The 19,293-nt window shown below is 42.5% G+C and carries 13 protein-coding genes; 2 read left to right on the top strand and 11 right to left on the bottom strand.

What is annotated here, in order from left to right:
• The 10 genes from F6J90_RS11330 to aroF all read right to left on the bottom strand — a co-directional run bounded on the left by F6J90_RS11330 (position 1) and on the right by aroF (position 12,756).
• The gene (locus tag F6J90_RS11330) at positions 1-993 is read right to left on the bottom strand and encodes a sulfite exporter TauE/SafE family protein (protein ID WP_293093040.1); all 993 of its coding nucleotides are present in this window, start codon (positions 991-993) and stop codon (positions 1-3) included.
• A gap of 353 nt (positions 994-1,346) precedes the next feature.
• Positions 1,347-1,559: a hypothetical protein gene (locus F6J90_RS11325; RefSeq protein ID WP_293093038.1), complete on the bottom strand. Its 213-nt coding sequence runs from the start codon at positions 1,557-1,559 to the stop codon at positions 1,347-1,349.
• A 185-nt stretch (positions 1,560-1,744) separates the two neighbouring features.
• The gene (locus tag F6J90_RS11320) at positions 1,745-3,256 is read right to left on the bottom strand and encodes a cupin domain-containing protein (protein ID WP_293093036.1); all 1,512 of its coding nucleotides are present in this window, start codon (positions 3,254-3,256) and stop codon (positions 1,745-1,747) included.
• A 71-nt stretch (positions 3,257-3,327) separates the two neighbouring features.
• The gene (locus tag F6J90_RS11315; RefSeq protein WP_293093033.1) at positions 3,328-4,530 is read right to left on the bottom strand and encodes a 4-hydroxybenzoate 3-monooxygenase; all 1,203 of its coding nucleotides are present in this window, start codon (positions 4,528-4,530) and stop codon (positions 3,328-3,330) included.
• 82 nt (positions 4,531-4,612) lie between these two features.
• On the bottom strand, positions 4,613-6,340 hold the full coding sequence (locus F6J90_RS11310) for a tryptophan 7-halogenase (protein WP_293093030.1): 1,728 nt from the start codon (positions 6,338-6,340) through the stop codon (positions 4,613-4,615).
• A gap of 68 nt (positions 6,341-6,408) precedes the next feature.
• A complete protein-coding gene (locus tag F6J90_RS11305) occupies positions 6,409-9,009 on the bottom strand; it encodes a condensation domain-containing protein (RefSeq protein WP_293093027.1) in 2,601 nt (866 codons plus the stop codon).
• An 84-nt stretch (positions 9,010-9,093) separates the two neighbouring features.
• Positions 9,094-9,348, bottom strand: a complete 255-nt coding sequence (locus F6J90_RS11300; protein WP_293093024.1) for an acyl carrier protein — start codon at positions 9,346-9,348, stop codon at positions 9,094-9,096.
• A gap of 49 nt (positions 9,349-9,397) precedes the next feature.
• Entirely contained in the window at positions 9,398-10,936 is a 1,539-nt protein-coding gene (locus tag F6J90_RS11295) for a class I adenylate-forming enzyme family protein (protein ID WP_293093021.1), read from the bottom strand.
• Between the two features lie 36 nt (positions 10,937-10,972).
• Complete coding sequence (locus F6J90_RS11290; protein ID WP_293093018.1) at positions 10,973-11,551, bottom strand: chorismate pyruvate-lyase family protein; 579 nt, start codon at positions 11,549-11,551, stop codon at positions 10,973-10,975.
• A 107-nt stretch (positions 11,552-11,658) separates the two neighbouring features.
• Positions 11,659-12,756, bottom strand: a complete 1,098-nt coding sequence (aroF, locus tag F6J90_RS11285) for a 3-deoxy-7-phosphoheptulonate synthase (RefSeq protein WP_293093016.1) — start codon at positions 12,754-12,756, stop codon at positions 11,659-11,661.
• A gap of 1,277 nt (positions 12,757-14,033) precedes the next feature.
• On the opposite strand from aroF, the gene F6J90_RS11280 reads away from it, so the two are divergent.
• Complete coding sequence (locus F6J90_RS11280) at positions 14,034-14,339, top strand: glycosyltransferase (RefSeq protein WP_293093014.1); 306 nt, start codon at positions 14,034-14,036, stop codon at positions 14,337-14,339.
• A gap of 333 nt (positions 14,340-14,672) precedes the next feature.
• Entirely contained in the window at positions 14,673-14,990 is a 318-nt protein-coding gene (locus F6J90_RS11275; protein ID WP_293093012.1) for a hypothetical protein, read from the top strand.
• Here F6J90_RS11275 and F6J90_RS11270 read toward each other — a convergent pair.
• Positions 14,976-19,283, bottom strand: coding sequence for a type I polyketide synthase (locus tag F6J90_RS11270; protein WP_293093010.1), 4,308 nt, complete (start codon positions 19,281-19,283; stop codon positions 14,976-14,978). The genes F6J90_RS11275 and F6J90_RS11270 overlap by 15 nt on opposite strands.
• Between the last annotated feature and the right edge of the window lie 10 nt (positions 19,284-19,293).

Raw genomic sequence — 19,293 nt, 5'->3', positions numbered from 1 at the left:
TTAAGCGCGTCTCAGTTTTGTGCGATACATCAGATAATAAAATGAAGTAAATAAAATCAGGGCAAAAAATCCAGCCGAAACTACAGATGTCGTGAGCGGAATCAACAGTAAAGAAGTCAGCAATTCAATTACAATTAAACTAATCAAAATCCCAACCACCATTTGGCGTTTCATCAGACTACAAAGAATTGCTCCGGTTGGCGCACCCACTACCACAACCGGAACCGCCGCTAACCAATAATTACTGACGGGAGTGACAAAATCCCCCAGGATAAAGTTATGAATTAAAAAGCCTGTGACGGCATTAATTGCCATCAAAATTACTGACGTTGGAGTGCTAACTTTCTCACACAAGCCAAACAGTAACACCATTACAGAGTAGGCAAAAACATCCATTCCACTCCCAACTAACCCACTAATCATACCCCCCATCACTCCGACGACTAGAGATAAAATTTTTTCTCGTTTACCCCAGTGTTCAATCGTCAATTTACGTTCAGTCTTAGTTAAATTTAAGTGAATTAAAATGAGGGCAAAACTGCTCACCATCATTGTAAATGAAATTTTAATGACTTCGGGAGGAAGTAAAGGAGCCAGAAAAGCTGTTCCCATAAAAATACCTGGAATTCCCCCTAAACTCACCCAACGAATTAACTTCCATTCTACTGGAGTTTTCATAGCAACAATCGTAAAAGATGCGGCACTCATTCCAATACTTTGAATGGCTAAAGAAAAGAGTTTTGCATCGGGGGGAGAGACGTGAAGCCACTTTGTTAAAGCTGGAAAAGCAACTGCCCCTCCTCCCATACTTGTCGCTCCTGCAACCATGGAACCAAAGACCATTGTGAAGGCAAATTCCCAATGTTCAATCAGGTTATAAATAGCTCGACTGGGTTCAAGAATAATCAGCCAGCTTGTCCAAACTGTGAGTACACACAATAGACTATAACGAATAGAACGTTGGGATAAAATAAACTGAAACAATGAATACATAAACTTTAAAATATTGAATATGATTAGATTGTTGTGGAAACTAATTTGATAAGTTTTTTGATTGATTTTTTGCTCAAACCTAATTAATATCGTTTAGGTGATTATAAAAAAATTATATTTCACTGATTACTGATTTAAAAAACAGTAAAAAAACGTAATTTTAGTTTTATAATTTATCGAAAAATCTAATCAGTTTAGCATCAAAAAGTGACGAGTTTTGCTATTTATCGTAGGAATTATCTCAATTTTATAGTTGAATTAGACTCAATGAAGTGTGTAAGTAATTCTAACTAAAACTTAAGAATAGTTATTGTTTGCTAATAAATAGACCTCTTGCCAAAATAAATATGAAATCAAAATTTATCGCCTTTGCCTTTTGCCTTTTGCCTTTTGCCTTTTGCTTTTTGCCTTTTGCCTTTTGCCTTTTGCTTTTTGCCTTTTGCCTTTTGCCTTTTGCCTTTTGCCTTTTGCCTTTTGCCTTTTGCCTTTTGCCTTTTGCCTTTTGCCTTTTGCCTTTTGCCTTTTGCCTTTTGCCTTTTGCCTTTTGCCTTTTGCCTTGTATTCACCAAGGTTTATGAGACTTATGCAAGAGGTCTAATGATATGGAACCCATAGTTTATCTTGCTCATCTTTGGAAAAAACACGACTTATGCTTGTTTGTTGATTGTGGGGGAATTTAGAATATTTAATTCCCCCTAAATTTCCAATATAAACGTTTTTTATAATGGTCTCACTATAACCTTTATAAAATTCAGTTGACTCGAAAATTAATCTTCTGATCTAATGATTTCCGATTTTTCTTCAACAGAGAACCTGCACTGCAAGCCATAAGTAGTAAACCTGAAATCAAAGAAGGCTCAGGAATATTTACATTGTCTTGATCATCTGAAATCCCAAATGTCATAACAAATTCTTCTAATTCAGACGGATTATCAGCCGTAAATAGTAGAGTGCGAGCGGAAAATGTTTCAAAGTTACTAAAACTGTACTTGCTTCCTTCTGGCAAGTAAATAAAGGTATCCGGATCAGCACTAAAGGATTGATCGGCAACATTAATAGTTAGCTCTCCATCCAACGTGTAGAGTGCTAAATCAGTTGGAGCTGTTAATAATTCTTCAATCCCTGAGTTTTGTTCGGGAATAAACACATCAAATAATGAGAGCAGTCCTTCCGTTTGATTCAGGTTAGCAACCTGTGTATAATTACTTCCACCTAACCAAAAAGAATTCGGATTCGGATCAGGGAGTAACAGAGGAAAATCATCTGGAGAATACCCGTCAGTTAAGGTGTAAGTATTATCCTCACCCAAGGTTAAAAGGGCTTTATTTTGTAGGAGTGCAATACTGGTATCAATCGGATCAACTAAGGTCAGTTCAAAGTTCTGATTTTCTGCACCTTCAATACCCGTAATCTCTACGTTCTGAATGCGTTCTCCATCCTCAAAGGTAACAGGAATTTCAGCAACAGTTGAGTCATCTTCAGGATTACTAACAATCAGTGTCGCACTCGCTTCTCCATCAGCTTCACCCGGACGAATTACAACAAGTTCAGGATCACCCTCTTGCGTAATTCCAAATTGAGGGGGAGTAATGAGTAATGAGTCAGGTGCCACCACCCCAAAATCGCTCAACAGTTGGAAGCCACCCTCTAATAATTCAGGTGTTGGAAGTTGAGGAAAAGGTGGATTATCAGAGGTTCCCGGTTGACCCAGCAGTTCAAATAGGCCATCAATTCCAGCTGGGATTACAAACTCTATGTGACGGGCAGGTTTTTCACCTGCATTAACAAAAGCGTGGAGAACATCTTTCGGTTTAGAAATGAAGGTTCCAGGTGTCGCCGTAAAGACTTGATCTCTGACTTGATAGGTGATTTCTCCATCAAGAACGTAGACAAACTCATCTTCAAGGGTGTGATAGTGAGGGAGTGGCCCACCCGGTAAGGTAATGAAATCAAAGAGTGCTAACTGCCCATCAGTATTGTCACCGATTTCAACAAACTCTGCGTTGTCACTGAATAGCCAAAACCCTGGACGATCTACATCAGGTAATACAACTGGAGTGTCACCATCTGCTGTGATTTCAAGAGTATTTGAAGCTTCAGTAGCATTGGTCGGAATGGTGAAAGAAGAAACATTTGAGGAATCCTGTTGTCCATGCTCATGGAAATCAAAACCAAAGTGAGCTTCTGCTGGAAAACTGATTCCCAAAGTTAATAGAAATGAACTAGCGACGTAAAATGCGGTAGACTTAGTCCTGACATTCATGGGTATACCTACTAAAAATTTTGACAATGTAATGGTCTGAAATTCCCTGGTCTCCCAAGGAATTTAAAAAATTAAACAATTCCAACGTAGTTTCGGGCAAAATTTTTAGCAAAAGTTAATGAAGTTGTCAATTGAGACAGTTTGGATTCACTTAATTTGCGTCGAAAACGCACATCTTCTAAATCTTCTCCTTCCGGTGAGTGCAGCATGGTTAACAAGCTGTAAGAGAATTCTTGAGCACGCCAGATGTAGGGCAAGCGAATTTTGGAGTACCGCTCAAGATAAGAAATATCATGGTTTTCGAGGTAGTAGCTAATCAGTGTTTCTGCTAAAACTCCCGCATCTTGCACCGCTAAATTTAAGCCTTTTCCACCCATTGGGGTAATAATATGAGCCGCATCTCCTGCTAATAATAATCGCTGATAACCCATGGGTTCCATCACATAATTTCGCAGCTCCATAATACGCTTTTGAAAGATTTCACCTTCATTTAATGGGCATCCTTCTTTAGCAAGCCGCTGGTGTAAATTAGCCCAGATGCGTTCATCTGACCAATCTTCTAAAGTATCGGTGCTGGGAATTTGAAGGTAATAGCGAGAAATCTTGCTATTGCGAAGCATATGAGCCGCAAAACCATCTGGATGTACACCATAAAGAGTATGCTGGGCTGAAGGGGGAGCGTAGGCTAAAATGGCTAACCAGCGATAGTTGTATTGTTTGCGGTAAATCTCTACAGCTTCAGGGGGAACAGATTGACGAGCTAACCCATGATAACCATCACATCCAGCTACAAAATCCGCTTGGATGATTACAGTTTTTTGACTATCTAAATCAGAACATTCAACTTCGACTTTGTCATCACTTTGAAAAATCTTTTTGCCTTCATGATGAAAGAGTAACTTACCGCCATCTTTGATATATTTTTCTATCAAATCATCGTTGAGATCGCTTTGAGGATAAACATAATGAACATCTCCTCCACTTAAGGTCGCATATTCAAAAATTAGGCTTTTATCGGGATAGCGAAACTCACAAGAACCGTGAGTATAAGCCTTTTTGAGCAGGGTATCCGCCAGGTCATTTTTTCTGAGGATTTCAACCGTTGTACTTTCAATCACTCCGGCTCGTCCTCTGGCATAAATTTCTTCACGATTGTATTTATCAATGATAATACAGTCTATCCCGTTTCTCAGCAGAATACTTCCGAGAACAATACCAGCAGGGCCAGAACCAAGAATACAGACCGATGTTTGTAACTGTGTATAAGTTTTCATCGTAAACTCCTGATATGTGTCATTTTTTGTTGAGGTCAAGGTGAGTTAAATACCCACCTTATTACTCAGTTTAAGTGAATCCTTAAACCGTGACAAGTTGCTTAACAACTGAAGGAAAATTAATTTTTTTTCGCAGCTGTTGAGTCATTGGATGTAAGTCACGGGGTTGAGTTCTGGGGCGGAATAATCCATCCTTTTCCCATCGGTGTTCATTGAGGCTAATTGCCCAAGCATTTAACCAGGCAGACTCCGGAAAATCAGCTAATTTTTCAGGCATTGTATCTTCAAGTGCCATGCGAAAAATTACCTGGGCAAGTTCCTCAAACATTTCCAAACTAGCAATATGATCATCGATGAGTTGCTGTTCAGTTTTATTGGATTGTAAATTTCGCGATCGCAATTGTTTTACGAAATCCATTTCCAAGTAATCAATATACCCATAGGTTCCCCGATTTTGCGAGAGTTCTGCCCAGTCTATAAACAACTTTTGCATCCGGTGAGCTAACAGAAAAAATTGACCTGAACCTTGACGAATTTTTGCCCGTTTTTCAGAGTCAAGGAAAATCGAATTAAACATCAGAGGCGCACTAAATGCCCAGCCGGATAGGGTATCCCAAATTACCTTAATTGCCATCACCAAATCTTGATCAAAGCAGGAGTAAACTTTGTTAATATTCTCTTTTACCCCTTCGGCATAGGTGAGTAAAAAGCGATTTGCTTCCGCCACTATTTCTGAAGTCAACTTACCTTGCAAATCCGCTTCAATCATCTGAGTGACGAGAGAATTTCCAAATCCAATTAGGTCAGTACCAGGAGAATAGAAGGGATCGGGAAATACCCCAGATTCACCAACACAAGCCCAACGATTATTCGAAAAAACTTGCTTAGAGGAATAGCTATAGTGAGGCATCTTCATAAATTTTTGAGTTGAAATCCCTTGAAGATGATTAGCTAGAGTAGGTTCATAGGTTTGGAGCCAATTAAATGCTTTTTCCTCAGTGTTATGTTCTCCGAAAGGATGAACCGTTTCATCAGTGACAATCCCAATACTGGTATAGTTACCGGGGAGGGGAATCATCCAAATCCAGTAGCCTTTTCCACACAAGTGATTGGTTGAATAATATCGTTGATTTCCAGGGACACGCTCATGCCAGTTTTGGTTACTTTTGGGAACAAAATCACTGACATCCACCCGTTCATTTACCCAAAACCAAACCGCACTATGTTTAGAGCTATTCCGTTGAGCTAAACCCAGTTTCTTCTGCAAAAATCTACGACGACCCATCGCATCAATAACCCATTTAGCTTGAATGGTATTCTTTTGCTTCGTGTCATCTTGAGTGTAAATAATTTCATGTAATTCTTGATTATTTTCAGATAGGATAATATCAAGAACCTTGCAATTTTCTAAAAATTCAATTCCTGCTTCAATGTTTAAGTTTCGCAGATCATTTTCAAACTTACCTCGGTCAATTTGATAGGAGGAAGGCGAATGAAATTTAGAGAGTCCGAGTTCAGGACGTTCTTCAAATTTACCTTGAGCATCACCTAAGAAGAAACGGAGTCCCAACTTTGGCATATGATTCAGTTTGAAATAATTATCGCTAAACTGAAGTATTTCAGCCAGATAATAGGAACCCACTTCAACCGTTGATTCTCCAACTTTAAAAGCACCTTCAGGTAGAGGTCGAGCCAAACGATCCAGGACAATAATAGAAAGATCAGGCATTGTTAACTTCAACTGTCTAGCTAAAGTTGAACCCGCTAAACCACCACCGCAAATTGCTACATCATAAGTCATTGTATTCATTGTGAAATCTCCTGCTGTATTGAGAGTAAACATTATTTCGGTTAACATTAATTCAATGAAAAGTGAGACTAACCTAAGCAAGCCTTTAAAGTCTCAGCTAACACCTGTACATTTGGTTGATAAAAAATTGAATAATGGTCTCCCGGTACATCGTGAATTTCTAATTTATCGCTTGCTAAATCACCCCAGCCCTGTTCAGGATCACGAGTTTCCCAATCTGCTTGATTCGGTAAATAAAACTTGTTAAATTTAGCAGGTTTGTTAGCCCGAAACAGGGTAATTTTACCGGAATAAACCTGTGGTGAATAAGCCCACTTTGCCTGCATATTAGCCTCAGCTACGATAGCACGACTGAGATGATGAGGTAGAGGTTTTCCTAAACGTAGATAAAGCTGGCAAAGGATGGCTTGCAGTTGGCGTTGAGTAACCTCTTTGAGTTCCTCAAATAGTGACTTGGATAGTCCCAATTGGGATAAGTATTTGAAGTAGTGTTGGTTTCGGAATACAAGGCGAGGAAAAGCACTTTTATTGAAAGTGTCAAACATCACCAGTAATGCCACCTTTTCTCCTTGCTGTTGAAGTTGTTGTGCCATCTCAAAAGCAATCGTACCCCCCATAGAGTTTCCCCCGAGAAAATAGGGGCCATGGGGTTGAACACTGCGAATTTCTTTAAGATAATTAGCCGCCATTGCTTCGATTGTAAAGTCAGGCATTTGTTTGCCATCTAACCCTTTAGCTTGCAATCCATAAAACGGTTGCTCTGAACCTAGAGATTTGGCTAATTCTCGTAAGTTCAACACATTTCCTTGTTGTCCATGAATGCAGAAGAAAGACGGTTTAGAGCCACGAGGTTGAAGTGGAACTAATGAAGACCAAGGGAGAGAAGATTCGTTTTCAGCAAGAATTTCGGCCAGTTGTTCAATGGTTGGAGATTTTAGTAGTGTTGCCAAAGGTAACGTTTTACCGAAGGTTTGTTCAATTTGAGTAAACAAACTCATCGCCATTAAGGACTGTCCACCTAAATCAAAGAAGTTATCTCGAATTCCAATGGATTCAATTCCTAATACTTTACTCCATAATTGAACGAGTTTGAGTTCAGTTGAATTGCGGGGTGCAATATAAGCAGGTTTAGACGAATTACTGGATGGATTGAATGTAGATTGATTGGCTCGTTTCTCCTCTAATTGTTGCTGTTCAGTTGCGCTCAAAGGGAGTACATCCAAAATAGACTGCTCTGGATTGATTAAAATGTTTTCCAGAATAGTACGATAATGCTCCTGCATTTGAGCAATGGTTGCTTCCTCAAATAAATCAGCATTGTATTTGAAGATAGCAGCAAAAGTATCACCTTCTTGAATCAGATAGAGATAGAGATCAAAATCCGCTGTTCCGCTATCAAGATTGAATGTTTCGACATTTAAACCGGGTAACTTTAAGGTATGAATTGTTGTATTTTGCAGTGCAAACATCACCTTAGATAGAGGAGTTTGCAGTAAATTTAGAGCGTTAATAATTTCTTGAATGGGTAAATCTTGATAAGCGTAACCTCCGGAAACAACCTGACGAACTTGACTCAAAAACTCCCGAAAAGTTTGGTTTAGGTTCAACTGTGTCCGTAGAATCAGTAAGTTCGCAAAGTAACCGATTAATCCCTTTGTTTCTTTCCGACTCCGATTCGCAATTGGACTACACACAAAAAAATCGTCTTGGTCAGTGTAGCGATATAATAGCACCTTAAATGCAGCTAATAACGTTGCAAATAACGTTGCTCCTTCTTTTCGACTGAAGCTTTTAAGTTGAGTCGTGAGTTCAACAGAAAGTAACTGTTTATTGTAGGCACTAGAATGGCTAGGATTAGTCGGATAAGGATGGTCAGTTGGCAGCTTTAAGGCTTGTAAATTATCGCCAAGTTGTTGCTTCCAATAGTTTATCAAAGTCTCTTTAAACTCACCTTGAATACATTGACGTTGCCAAACCGAAAAGTCCGCATACTGCACTGGAAGTTCTGGGAGGGGTGAAGATTGACCGAGAGAAAATGCTTCGTAGAGTGTTGCTAACTCCTGAAATAAAACTCCTTTTGACCAGGCATCGACGATAATATGGTGAACATTCAGTAACAGAAAATAATCCTGTTCATCAAGTTTAAAAAGTGTTCCTCGAAACAGAGGCAGTTGAGTCAATTCAATCGGTTGCTCAATATCTACCTTCACTAATTCCATTACCTTATTTTCCCGTTGTTTTTGAGGGAATCTCTGTACATTAATTACAGATAAACGAAAGGAAAACGAGGAGTAAATTACTTGAGTGGGTTGACCTTCAACTAAGGTAAAAATCGTTCGCAAAGCCTCGTGACGTTGAATAAGTTCATTCAGACTTTGCTCTAAAGCCAATGGATTGAGTGAGCCGGAAATGCGAAACCCAAACGGCATATTATAAGCAGCAGCTTTTCTTGGTTCCAACTGTTGTAAAAACCATAACCGCTCTTGAGGAAAAGAGAGAGGAAGTGGATTTTCTCGGGAAACAGAGACTAAGGGTGGAGCTTGATTTTGTAAGCTAATGAGCGTTCTAATTGCTTCCCATAGCTCCTTTTTAGCAGCCACTGATTGAGTTGAATTCTTGGCAACTGGAGAAGTTTTCTGTTGTTTTTTGTTCAATGTTTCGAGTGACATATCAGAGCCTAGATACTGTCCAGAGAGTTGGTGAGGAGGCGGCTGGAGTAAAAAATACTCGCAGCCTAGATATAATTTAAAGACTTAACAACTTTTCTTTTCTTCAATCATCTCCACAATTGTTGAGATATTTTGAAAGTTATCAAAACTAATCTCACTCACATCTAACTCAATTTCAAAAGTCTCTTGCAAGTTAGAAATTAGAGTCATAGTGTTAATTGAATCTAGACCCAAGTTGAAGATATCTACATCGTCTTGCAAATCTTCTAGGGTCACATCGGGTATAACTTCCAAAACTAACCCTTGAACTTGTTCTTGAATTGTTGTAGTAGTCATCATGGTGTTATGCTCCTTACAATTTCAGTATTTGGACTGTGATGATATCGGTTTAAACTAATTCCTTTCTCAGAATTTTTCCAAGTGGACTTTTGGGAATCTCTGGGCGGAATTCAATGATTTTCGGAACTTTAAACTCCGCTAGACGCTGCTTACAAAATGAAAGAATCTCTTGATACTCACAATTTTTCCGACTTTTTTTGACAATTACAGCTTTAACCAACTCGCCAGCATAAGACCCTTTTACACCGACCACAACAGCTTCTTTAACGTGAGGATGATTCATCAAAATATCCTCTACTTCTATCGGGTCAACTTTGCGACCTCCGGTATCAATGAGCAGCTTCTTGCGACCGGTAATATACACTCGACCCCACTCATCTTTTTTACCTAAATCACCTGTATAGAAACATCCCTCCTTAAATGCTTGTTGATTGAGTTCTGGCTGATTAATATAACCTTGGGTTAGAGAACGACTTTTTATCACAACTTCTCCACTCATTCCCATGGGTTGTTCATTCCCACTTTCATTAACAATTTTGAGTTCAACATTATTGAGCGGAAACCCAACAGAGTGATAAATTTTGTTGATGTCTTCCTCTAAATTAATTGCCACAGAGCCAGCCTCAGTACAGCCATAAAGCTGTCGAACAGGAATCCTAAATCGCTGCCAAAACTGATCGAAAATGTCTTTGGACAAGAAGTTTCCGGCTGAAAAGCATAATCTCAAACTAGATAGGTTCACCGAGGTTTTTGTTCTAGTTTCTGCTAAAGCCTTGAAGATATAAGGCACTGCTGGAAAGATTGTAATCTTCTCCGTTTCAATCAGTTCAAAAACTCGCGGACACCGGAAGACAAAGGGAACTTCAACAGGTGTACCATCCTTCTGCAAAACCTGTTCTAAAATAACTAAGGTTGCACCATTACAAGTTGCTGCGAGGAGACAATTTCCTAACCCATGGGCATGATACATCGGAACTGCACAAATAATCTTGTCTGAGGGCTGAATTTGGGTGGTTTCTGCGAAGTTTTTTACCTCATGGTAAAGACTCGCTTGGGTGCGTGCAATTCGTTTTGGTTTCCCCGTTGACCCGGATGAATATTGATACAGAAGCTCATAAGAAAGAGCGTTTTCTGAATACTCTTGATGTTGAGATTTTACTGGCAAAATTAGATTGTAGAGATAGTGGCTTCCGGGATAAACACCATCCACAACAATTAACTCAATTTTTCGGTCAATATTTGCAATAATATCCTGACAAATTTTGGCACGTTTGAGGTCAGTAATTACTGCTTTTGCCTTGCTATCACTGAGACAATAACTCAGTTCTTCGGCTTTGAATAAATGATTGAGAGGCAGAACAATTCCCTGTAACTGAGCAACAGCATAAAAGCTATAAACAAACTCAGGACAGTTGGGTAAAACGAAAGCGACACAATCACCTTGACCGATTTCTAGAGAACTTAATCCCTCACTTAATCCTTGAACTTTGGAGTCAAGTTGTTCATAGCTAATTCGGGACTCATTATAGACAATCGCTGTATGTTTTGGAAAGGAATGAGCCGCTTCTTTCAACTGTTTAATAATCATAACTTTACCTCTATGGAACCTGAACAACCGATACTATTAGAGCTTTCGCCTAAAATTATTTTCCGGAAACTTCTCTGTAATCATCATGGTGTACTGATTATTGGAGATGACGCAGTAGGTTCTATACAGGAGATTGTCTTTGGGTTGAATCTGGAAATAATCGGCTAAATCACCTGCATGTTCTTTGCCAAGTTCGACATTTTCTTTGAAGATTTCAACTTTGTTCTCGACCCAGAGTTTCCCAATGGGAGTTTTGGTCTCTAACAGTTGGGTTCGCATTTTTTCATTCAGTCTGTCGAGAACTAAAATTGAATCGGCATAGACATAGTTGCGGTCACTCATTTTACCTTGAAGTAGCACTTTGCGAGCGATAACTTCTGTGCCTTTTTTGAGGTTCATCGGCAGGATGTCTTCTGTGATTGTAATCTGGTCTTCAAACAGCTTTTTGATTTTGATTGCTTCCCCCGAGTAGGCTTCAATCATATCCGTAACAGTGCCGTTTGTCGTCAGCAATATTCGCTGGAATGGGCTGAGTAATACAGGTTCGATGTAATTCCGTTTTCTCGGAAAGTTTTGGGAAAAAATTGGCCTTAAGACTAGGGTTTGAGCGTTCATCTGCATTATTTCTCTAGAATTGGGCAAAAAGACTTGTTTGATGAGATATTGTGAGTTGAATCAATTCCATGTTAGCCTTCAATTTTTATTTCAACTCACAACAAATTTTAAACAATGGCACTGAATTTTTGGGTAGCTTGATGGGATGAAGGGGTGAAGGCTAACTTTTCCGGCCAACGACCCACTGTTTCACCAATAACTGCCATTTCTTGCATCAGTTCTTGATAGCGATGAGGCGTCAAGGATTGAGGGCCATCAGACAGGGCTTGGGAAGGGTTGGGATGAACTTCTATCATCAGAGCATCAGCTCCTGCTGCAATTGAGGCCATTGCCATTGCCGGGACGTATTCGGCTTTACCAGTCCCGTGACTGGGGTCAATCATAATGGGAAGATGAGTCAGTGTCCGCAAGACAGGAATCACGGATAAATCGAGGGTATTGCGGGTATATTTGCGGTCATGGGTGCGAATTCCCCGTTCACACAAAATAACATTAGAATTTCCCGCTGCTAAAATATATTCAGCCGCCATTAACCATTCCTCAATGGTTGCGGACATTCCCCGCTTCAGCAGAACCGGTTTCTCTTGAGCACCAACTCTTTTTAACAGAGAAAAGTTCTGCATATTACGAGCACCAACTTGGATAATATCTGCAACAGTTGCTATCTTTTCAATGTCGGCTGCATCCATTACCTCGGTGATAATTCCCAAGCCGGTTTCTTGACGTGCAATGGCCAGCAATTCCAAACCACTCTCACCATGCCCTTGAAAAGCATAAGGAGAAGTCCGAGGTTTGTAGGCTCCACCACGTAGGAAATGAGCACCTGCTGCTTTAACTTGTTGGGCGGTTTCGACAATCATCTGTTCATTTTCAACCGAACAAGGGCCGGCAGTTTGAACGATGGGACTGTGTTCGCCAAAAGCAACAAAACCGTTCGGTGTTTCAACAATAATTTCACTGGGTTCACCATGTCGGAAGTCTCGACTTGCCCGTTTAAAGGGATGTTCAACTCGTGAGACTTTTTCAATAAAAGGACTGACAGCCTGAATTTTTAAGGGATCGAGTTCAGCCGTTTCACCGACTAAACCAATCACCACTCGGTGTTTGCCGATGATTTTTTCGACGCTGACTTTGTATTGGGACAGTTCGTATTTAATGTGTTCAATTTCGACTGTCGGAGTGGCTGCTTTGAGGACAATTATCATGCTTTATTTCCGTTGAGATTGGGTTGTCTGATTTGGGGAGTGATTAACCGGACTTGATCTAACATCAACTTAGTTTTGACGAAGATCAGAATTTGATATGTAGAGTGTGTAGCTCTTGGTGTGCATACTGAAAAACCCTTGATTGTTAGCTTCTAAAAACTTATCGGGGTTCAGCGTATGTTTTATGCAGAGGAACGATTTTTTTTTCGAAACTTATCAAAACTGACCTAGACCATTGGGTGAACAAGATTCACCGAAGCCTTGCTCCACTTGAGCTGAAACCAATTTCCAAACCTAGGTCTCACCAAGGGAACAGGACTTACTCAAAACTGGAATCCAAACCCTATAAGTGGTAAGTTTAGTTAGTAACGCACCGTACCAGTAGCCGTTGAGATTGGGTTGTCTGATTTGGGAAGTGATTAACCAGACTTGATCTAACATCAACTTAGTTTTGACGAAGATCAGAATTTGATATGTAGAGTGTATAGCTCTTGGTGTGCATACTGAAAAATCCTTGATTGTTAGCTTCTAAAAACTTATCGGGGTTCAGCGTATGTTTTATGCCGAAGAACGATTTTTTTTTCGAAACTTATCAAAACTGACTTAGACGATTGGGTGAATAAGATTATGGAAGCCTTGCCCCACTTGAGCTGAAACCAATTTTTACCCAATGGTCTCATCAAGGGAACAGGACTTACTCAAAACTGGAATCCAAACCCTATAAGTCGTAAGTTTAGTTAGTAACGCACCCTACCAGTAGCCGTTGAGATTGGGTTGTCTGATTTGGCAAGTGATTAACCAGACTTGATCTAACATCAACTTAGTTTTGACGAAGATCAGAATTTGATATGTAGAGTGTGTAGGTCTTGGTGTGCATACTGAAAAATCCTTGATTGTTAGCTTCTAAAAACTTATCGGGGGGTCAGCTTAAGTTTTATGCCGAGCAGCGATTATTTTTACAAAACTTCACAAAACGGACCTAGACCATTGGGCAAACAAGATTATGAAAGCCTTGCCCCACTTGAGCTGAAACCAATTTCCACCCAATGGTCTGATCAAGGCAACAGGACTTACTCAAAACTGGACTCCAGGAAAATTGCCGTATACCAATTACCAATTACCAATTACCAAGTCAACTTGGTATCTCCTAGGAGGGATGAATACTTCCACCCAAGCTAGGGGTGAAGCGTTCCTCAAGTCAATTGAGAGCTTGCCTTGGGTTCAGTATCATGGTCACATAGCGCGTTCGCGTAGCGTGGCCGAAAGGCCATCGCATTTTGGCTCAATGGTATCGAGAGGCAACAGCGGTAGTGTTTCTATCTGACCGGGAGGGATTTGGACTACCCATTGCCGAAGCCGCATCATTTGGTCGCTTCGTGGTGGTATCTCAAGGAAATCAAGCCGGTTTGGAAGCAGGGGGTTCTGCCATTATTACTGTTGATCCTGATCAGCCCAGGGAGGCAGCCGAGAAGGTAATGGGTGGTTTGAAAGAAAAACAATTAGCTGAAATTAGTAGTAATTTGCCCAAGTGGGAAACAGCAGCAATGGCTTATGCTGATGCGATTAATGAACTCAAGAGTTAGGCCACAGAGTAGGTTTAGCAGACCGAGATGATTGCGTTTCTCATAGTAATGAGGTACACAGGATTTTTTTCCTATTCCCGACTCCCCACTCCCGACTCCCCACTCCCTTTGCTAAATGTAAATTAACCTTACTCTATTAGTTAAGTTTGGCTAACTTTTGTGACTAATTGCACTCACCAAATTCACTAGGATTTAAGCGTAAGTGATACTAATAAAGCGGCGTTGCTTATTTAAGGAATGGTTTTATTTTTATTATACCATTCCTTGAAGCAGCAACGCCTTTGGCGTTGCTTAATAATGGAATGATTTTAAGAGTGAGGTGGAATAGGCATCTTGCCTGTTCTTGATATTTTCGGGCGGGAAGGGCAAGACATCATTAAGGTATTTGCCACAGTGGGTACTACCGATTTCCATTGGCTAGAATTACCTCCCCTAGACCAACCGATTATCGCAATGAGCGGGAAAACATCAGGAAACCCCCTCGATGAACTCCTAGCTGCGATCGCGGCAGAGCAACCACCCACGAAAAACTTGGAACTAATGAGAAATCCGGCTGCTGACTGGATTACGAAACAGGTAGTAGTCAGGACAAAACTCACTCCATCTTTGCCCCAAGGGGAAAAGATGGATCCCAACCTAGGACTTGGATAAGTTCTTTTTGAAGACATCCGAGTTGAAGTTAGCAGCGATTAGTTGAGGGCTGTTCGACCCCAGAAGGTATGGCAAAATGCTCATGGCTTCTTCTGGTTGCCATGGGTCTACTCCTATGCGCTTCAATAAGCTCTTGACCTGTTCAGACACCATGGCACTTCCAGACCAGGGTGCCCAATTGATGCTCAAAGCAGGTAATCCTAGGGCTTGACGATGATGTGCGATCGCATTCAGGAAAGCATTAGCAGCGGCGTAATCGGCTTTTCCCTGACAGCCCCACAGGGAGGCAATCGAGGAGAAGCAGACGAAAAAGTCTAGGTTCATCTCTTGGGTAAGTTTATGCAGCAGCCATGCCCCCATTACTTTAGGTTGCAGGGTAGCCTGAAATACATTCAGGTCCATCCCTTGTATCTCCTGATAATTTTCAATCCCGGCAGCATGGATCACACCTTTGAGGGGAATCTGAGTATTACGCAAGTGTTCAAATACCTCAGACATCTCATCCTGATTACTGACATCAGCCTGAGCCACAATCACCTTGGCTCCCATGGCTTTGAGTTCTTGAACCGCGTTAACCCGTTTCCAAGACTCACTGTCTTGGGGTAAGCTTGCCCACTGATCTGATGGTGGAAGTTCTCGGCGTCCTAGTAGCACTAGGTTTTTTGCCCCTTGTTCAACCATCCACCGGGCAACCCGGAGTCCTAAACTGCCCAAGCCACCAGTAATCAGGTAGATACCATCAGCCTGTAGAGTTAAAGATTCGGTTTGAGTGGGTTTGCTAGATACCAGGCGAGCAACATAGCGTTGTCCCTGGCGGAATGCTACATGGTCTTCCCCGTCTGGCTGCCAAATTTCTGGGAAGAGAGCCATGGCCTGTTGCGTAGCACCCTTATGATCAGAATTATCAGAATTATCAGATATAGATGGGTCTAAATCCAGTAGCCCTCCCCAAATTTCAGAGTGTTCTAGGCCAATTACTCGTCCCATGCCCCACAAAGAGGCTTGAGCCAGTGCTACCGGAGCAGGGTGGGCTTCCACTGCTTGGCTGCCAGAGGTTACTAACCACAATTTCGGTAAGGTTGAACTACCAGTATTGACCAGTGCCTGAACTAGTCCCTGAACTAGGTGCAGTACGCTTCCACAACTCAATACATGAGACTCTTCGAGAGAGGATGGTGTGAGTGCTTCAGACTGTTCAGTCTCTAGACTCCACAGATGAATTACTCCACGACAGGGCAATGGATTATTTCCAAGAATTTCCTGGAACAGCCGCTTAAAATGATTGGGTACAGCAGGGTTGATGGTTCCAAGTCCTCCTGGTAGGCTTTGGTCAACTTCACCTGGATAAATCAGGCAACAGCTGTGACCATGCGTACGCAAATTTTCTGCTAATGCCTGTCCTACCCCACCGTAATCCGCAAAGATCACCCATTGACCAGGCTCAGTTGCTTCAGTGGCCTGAGTTTCTGCTTCGGGTGTACGCTCTTGAGGTTGCCACTGAATCTCGTACAGGGAATCCTCGACCAGGGAATCAGTCAGGGACTCTGGGGTAACTTCCTGTTGCTCTTGTCCTACCAACAGGTTCGGTAGTGGTGTTTGAGATGGTCTTTGAGATTTCTGCTCGACCCAATACCGTTCTTTCTGCCAAGGGTAGCAGGGTAAACTCACAACCCGACAATGGGAGGATCGGAATAGTTTATGCAACGCTACTGTAAAGCCCTGGGTGTAGAGTTTACCTAGAGAGGTGAGCATGGTGGCCCGTTCCCCCTGACTAGGGCCTAGGGACGGTAAGACAACCCCCGCTTGATCGAGATGGTTGAGGGTTTGAGCAATATATCCGGAAAGGACTGGGTCAGGGCTAATTTCTAAGAAGATGGTATGACCAGCTTTCACTAGCGCTTCAATAGCTGGAGCAAAGCGGACAGCTTCCCTGATATTTTGCCCCCAGTAGATAGCATCGAAAGCTGAACCTTCACTAGAGCTACCGGTAACTGTAGAGTAGATGGGAATAGTTTCTGGCTGGGGTTCGAGCCCTTCGAGTTCCTGCACCAATTCCTGCTGAAAGGGTTCCATTTGGGAACTATTGAAGGCATAATTCACTGGCAGCAATTGGCATAACACATCTGGTTGCCGCTCTGCGAGGAATTCAAGGAATAATTCCATTGCTCTAGACTCTCCAGACACCACCGTTGAGGTGGGACTGTTAATTGCTGCGATGCCTAGGTTGGGGTTTGCCGATTCCAAAATAGGATCGTATTCAGACAACAGTTGTTCTGTATCAGCTACGGAGAGTTCCAATGCTGCCATCTTGCCATTGCCTGTAGCTTGCTGCATCAAGCGACCGCGATCGCAAATTAACTTCACAGCATCGGTTAAGCTCAGAGTACCAGCAATGTGAGCTGCTGCCACTTCACCATTACTGTGACCCACCACTGCTTGTGGCTCTATGCCCCAAGAACGCCACAGCCGAGCCAGGGCAACTTGTAGGGCAAAAATAGCAGGCTGAGCAATTTCCGTTTCCCCAAGGCGGGATTCAGACTCGTCCGCTGTTAACTCGGCTAACAATGACCAGTTAGCCTGGGAGCGAATCAGGGCATCGCACTCCTCTATAGCCCCTCGGAATACTGGTTCCGATTGCAGTAGCTCTCGTCCCATCCCCCACCATTGAGGCACCTGACCAGAGCAAACAAAAACTACATTCGGGCGGTGGTTGTCCCCTTCACTACCACCAGCTAGGTCAACATCTGAGGAGTCTTGGAGTAAATCTTGCAGGCGCTCCTTCGCGTCTTCAGGGGAGTTAACTACCACGGCTAAGCGGTGTTGATGGTGAGTGCGCCGGACACTAGCGGTGTAGCAAATGTCCTCTAATAAGGTAGGGTCGATATCTCTAGTGGCTAACCAGTCTTGATAAGCCTGAGCCAGGGATTTTACCGCTTCTGGACTATGGGCTGAGAGCGGTAGTAAGTAGGGTGGCTTGAGGGGTCTGGCCTGATCCGGGACTTCGGAGGATTCAGGAGCTTGTTCTAAGATCACATGGGCGTTAGTACCGGCAAACCCAAAGGAACTGACCCCAGCCTTGGCTAAAGCAAACTGCTCAGGCCAAGGACTTAGAGTCTGCTGAACCCGTAGCGGTAGAGTATCGAAGGGAATATCGGGGTTAGGGTCTTCAAAGTGCAAGCTGGGGGGTAGTTGTTGATGTTTGAGGGATAAGGCAACTTTAATTAAACTAGCAATGCCAGCAGCAGCTTCCAAATGGCCAATATTGGTTTTAACTGCTCCGACAGCACAATAGTTTCCCTCCTGACGATCAGTGGCAAGCACGGAACCGAGGGCGATCATTTCCATGGGATCTCCCAGGGGTGTGCCAGTACCATGGGCTTCAATGTAGCTAATTTCCGAGGGTGCTACGCCAGCATTGTCTAAGGCTTGACGGATCAGTTCTTCTTGAGCTGAACTATCGGGAACCGTCAGTCCCTTGCTACGACCATCGTGGTTAACCGCACTGCCTCGGATAGTGGCGTAAATCGGGTCATTATCAGCTAATGCCTTCGATAGGGGCTTGAGGACAATGCAACCTGCTCCTTCACTGCGAACGTAGCCATTGGCTTTGGCATCAAAGGCTTTGCAGCGACCATCGGGAGACAGGGCTTTTAGCTTACTTAGGGCAATGTGACCAATTGGTGAAAGGATAATATTCACACCCCCAGCCAAAGCCAAGGTAGACTCTCTATTCCAAAGACTCTGACAGGCCAGGTGAACTGCAACCATTGAGGAAGAGCAGGCGGTGTCGATTGCGATCGCAGGACCTTTAAAATTGAATAAATAGGAAAGGCGACCAGCGGCAATATTCAAAGCATTACCGGTTAGATCGTATCCTTGGGGCCTGGTGGAATTCTCTGGATGAGTGTAGCTGTAATCATTGTTGGAAATTCCGACAAATACTCCAGTTCGGGAGCCAGCCAAGTGCTCTCGCACCTGTCCTGCATCTTCGAGGGCTTCCCAAGCCACCTCTAGCAATAGCCGTTGTTGGGGGTCCATGGCAGTGGCTTCTTGGGGGGAGATGCCGAAGAAGTGGGGGTCAAACTGGTCTACTTGGGGCAAAAAGCCCCCGTAGCGAGAGTTCATTTTGCCAGGAGTATCTGGGTCAGAATCATAGAGGTCACGCAGATCCCAACGGGTTTTGGGGATTTCAGTAATGGCATCGACTCCATCACATAATAGTTGCCAAAAAGCCTCTGGATTTTCGGCACCAGGAAAACGACACCCGATCCCAATTATTGCTATTGGTTCCATGTTAAAAACC

The sequence above is a fragment of the Moorena sp. SIOASIH genome, assembly GCF_010671925.1.
Taxonomy (GTDB): domain Bacteria; phylum Cyanobacteriota; class Cyanobacteriia; order Cyanobacteriales; family Coleofasciculaceae; genus Moorena.
The sequence above is the reverse complement of the archived record's forward strand: the minus strand, read 5'-3'. Positions and strand labels throughout refer to the sequence as shown.

Excerpts from the sequence above, each read along its gene's own strand:
- F6J90_RS11315 (WP_293093033.1), bottom strand. The coding sequence starts at position 4,530 with ATGAAAACTTATACACAGTTACAAACATCGGTCTGTATTCTTGGTTCT.
- F6J90_RS11320 (WP_293093036.1), bottom strand. The coding sequence starts at position 3,256 with ATGAATGTCAGGACTAAGTCTACCGCATTTTACGTCGCTAGTTCATTT.
- F6J90_RS11310 (WP_293093030.1), bottom strand. The coding sequence starts at position 6,340 with ATGAATACAATGACTTATGATGTAGCAATTTGCGGTGGTGGTTTAGCG.
- F6J90_RS11270 (WP_293093010.1), bottom strand. The coding sequence starts at position 19,283 with ATGGAACCAATAGCAATAATTGGGATCGGGTGTCGTTTTCCTGGTGCC.
- F6J90_RS11330 (WP_293093040.1), bottom strand. The coding sequence starts at position 993 with ATGTATTCATTGTTTCAGTTTATTTTATCCCAACGTTCTATTCGTTAT.
- F6J90_RS11295 (WP_293093021.1), bottom strand. The coding sequence starts at position 10,936 with ATGATTATTAAACAGTTGAAAGAAGCGGCTCATTCCTTTCCAAAACAT.
- F6J90_RS11300 (WP_293093024.1), bottom strand. The coding sequence starts at position 9,348 with ATGATGACTACTACAACAATTCAAGAACAAGTTCAAGGGTTAGTTTTG.
- F6J90_RS11305 (WP_293093027.1), bottom strand. The coding sequence starts at position 9,009 with ATGTCACTCGAAACATTGAACAAAAAACAACAGAAAACTTCTCCAGTT.
- aroF (WP_293093016.1), bottom strand. The coding sequence starts at position 12,756 with ATGATAATTGTCCTCAAAGCAGCCACTCCGACAGTCGAAATTGAACAC.
- F6J90_RS11290 (WP_293093018.1), bottom strand. The coding sequence starts at position 11,551 with ATGAACGCTCAAACCCTAGTCTTAAGGCCAATTTTTTCCCAAAACTTT.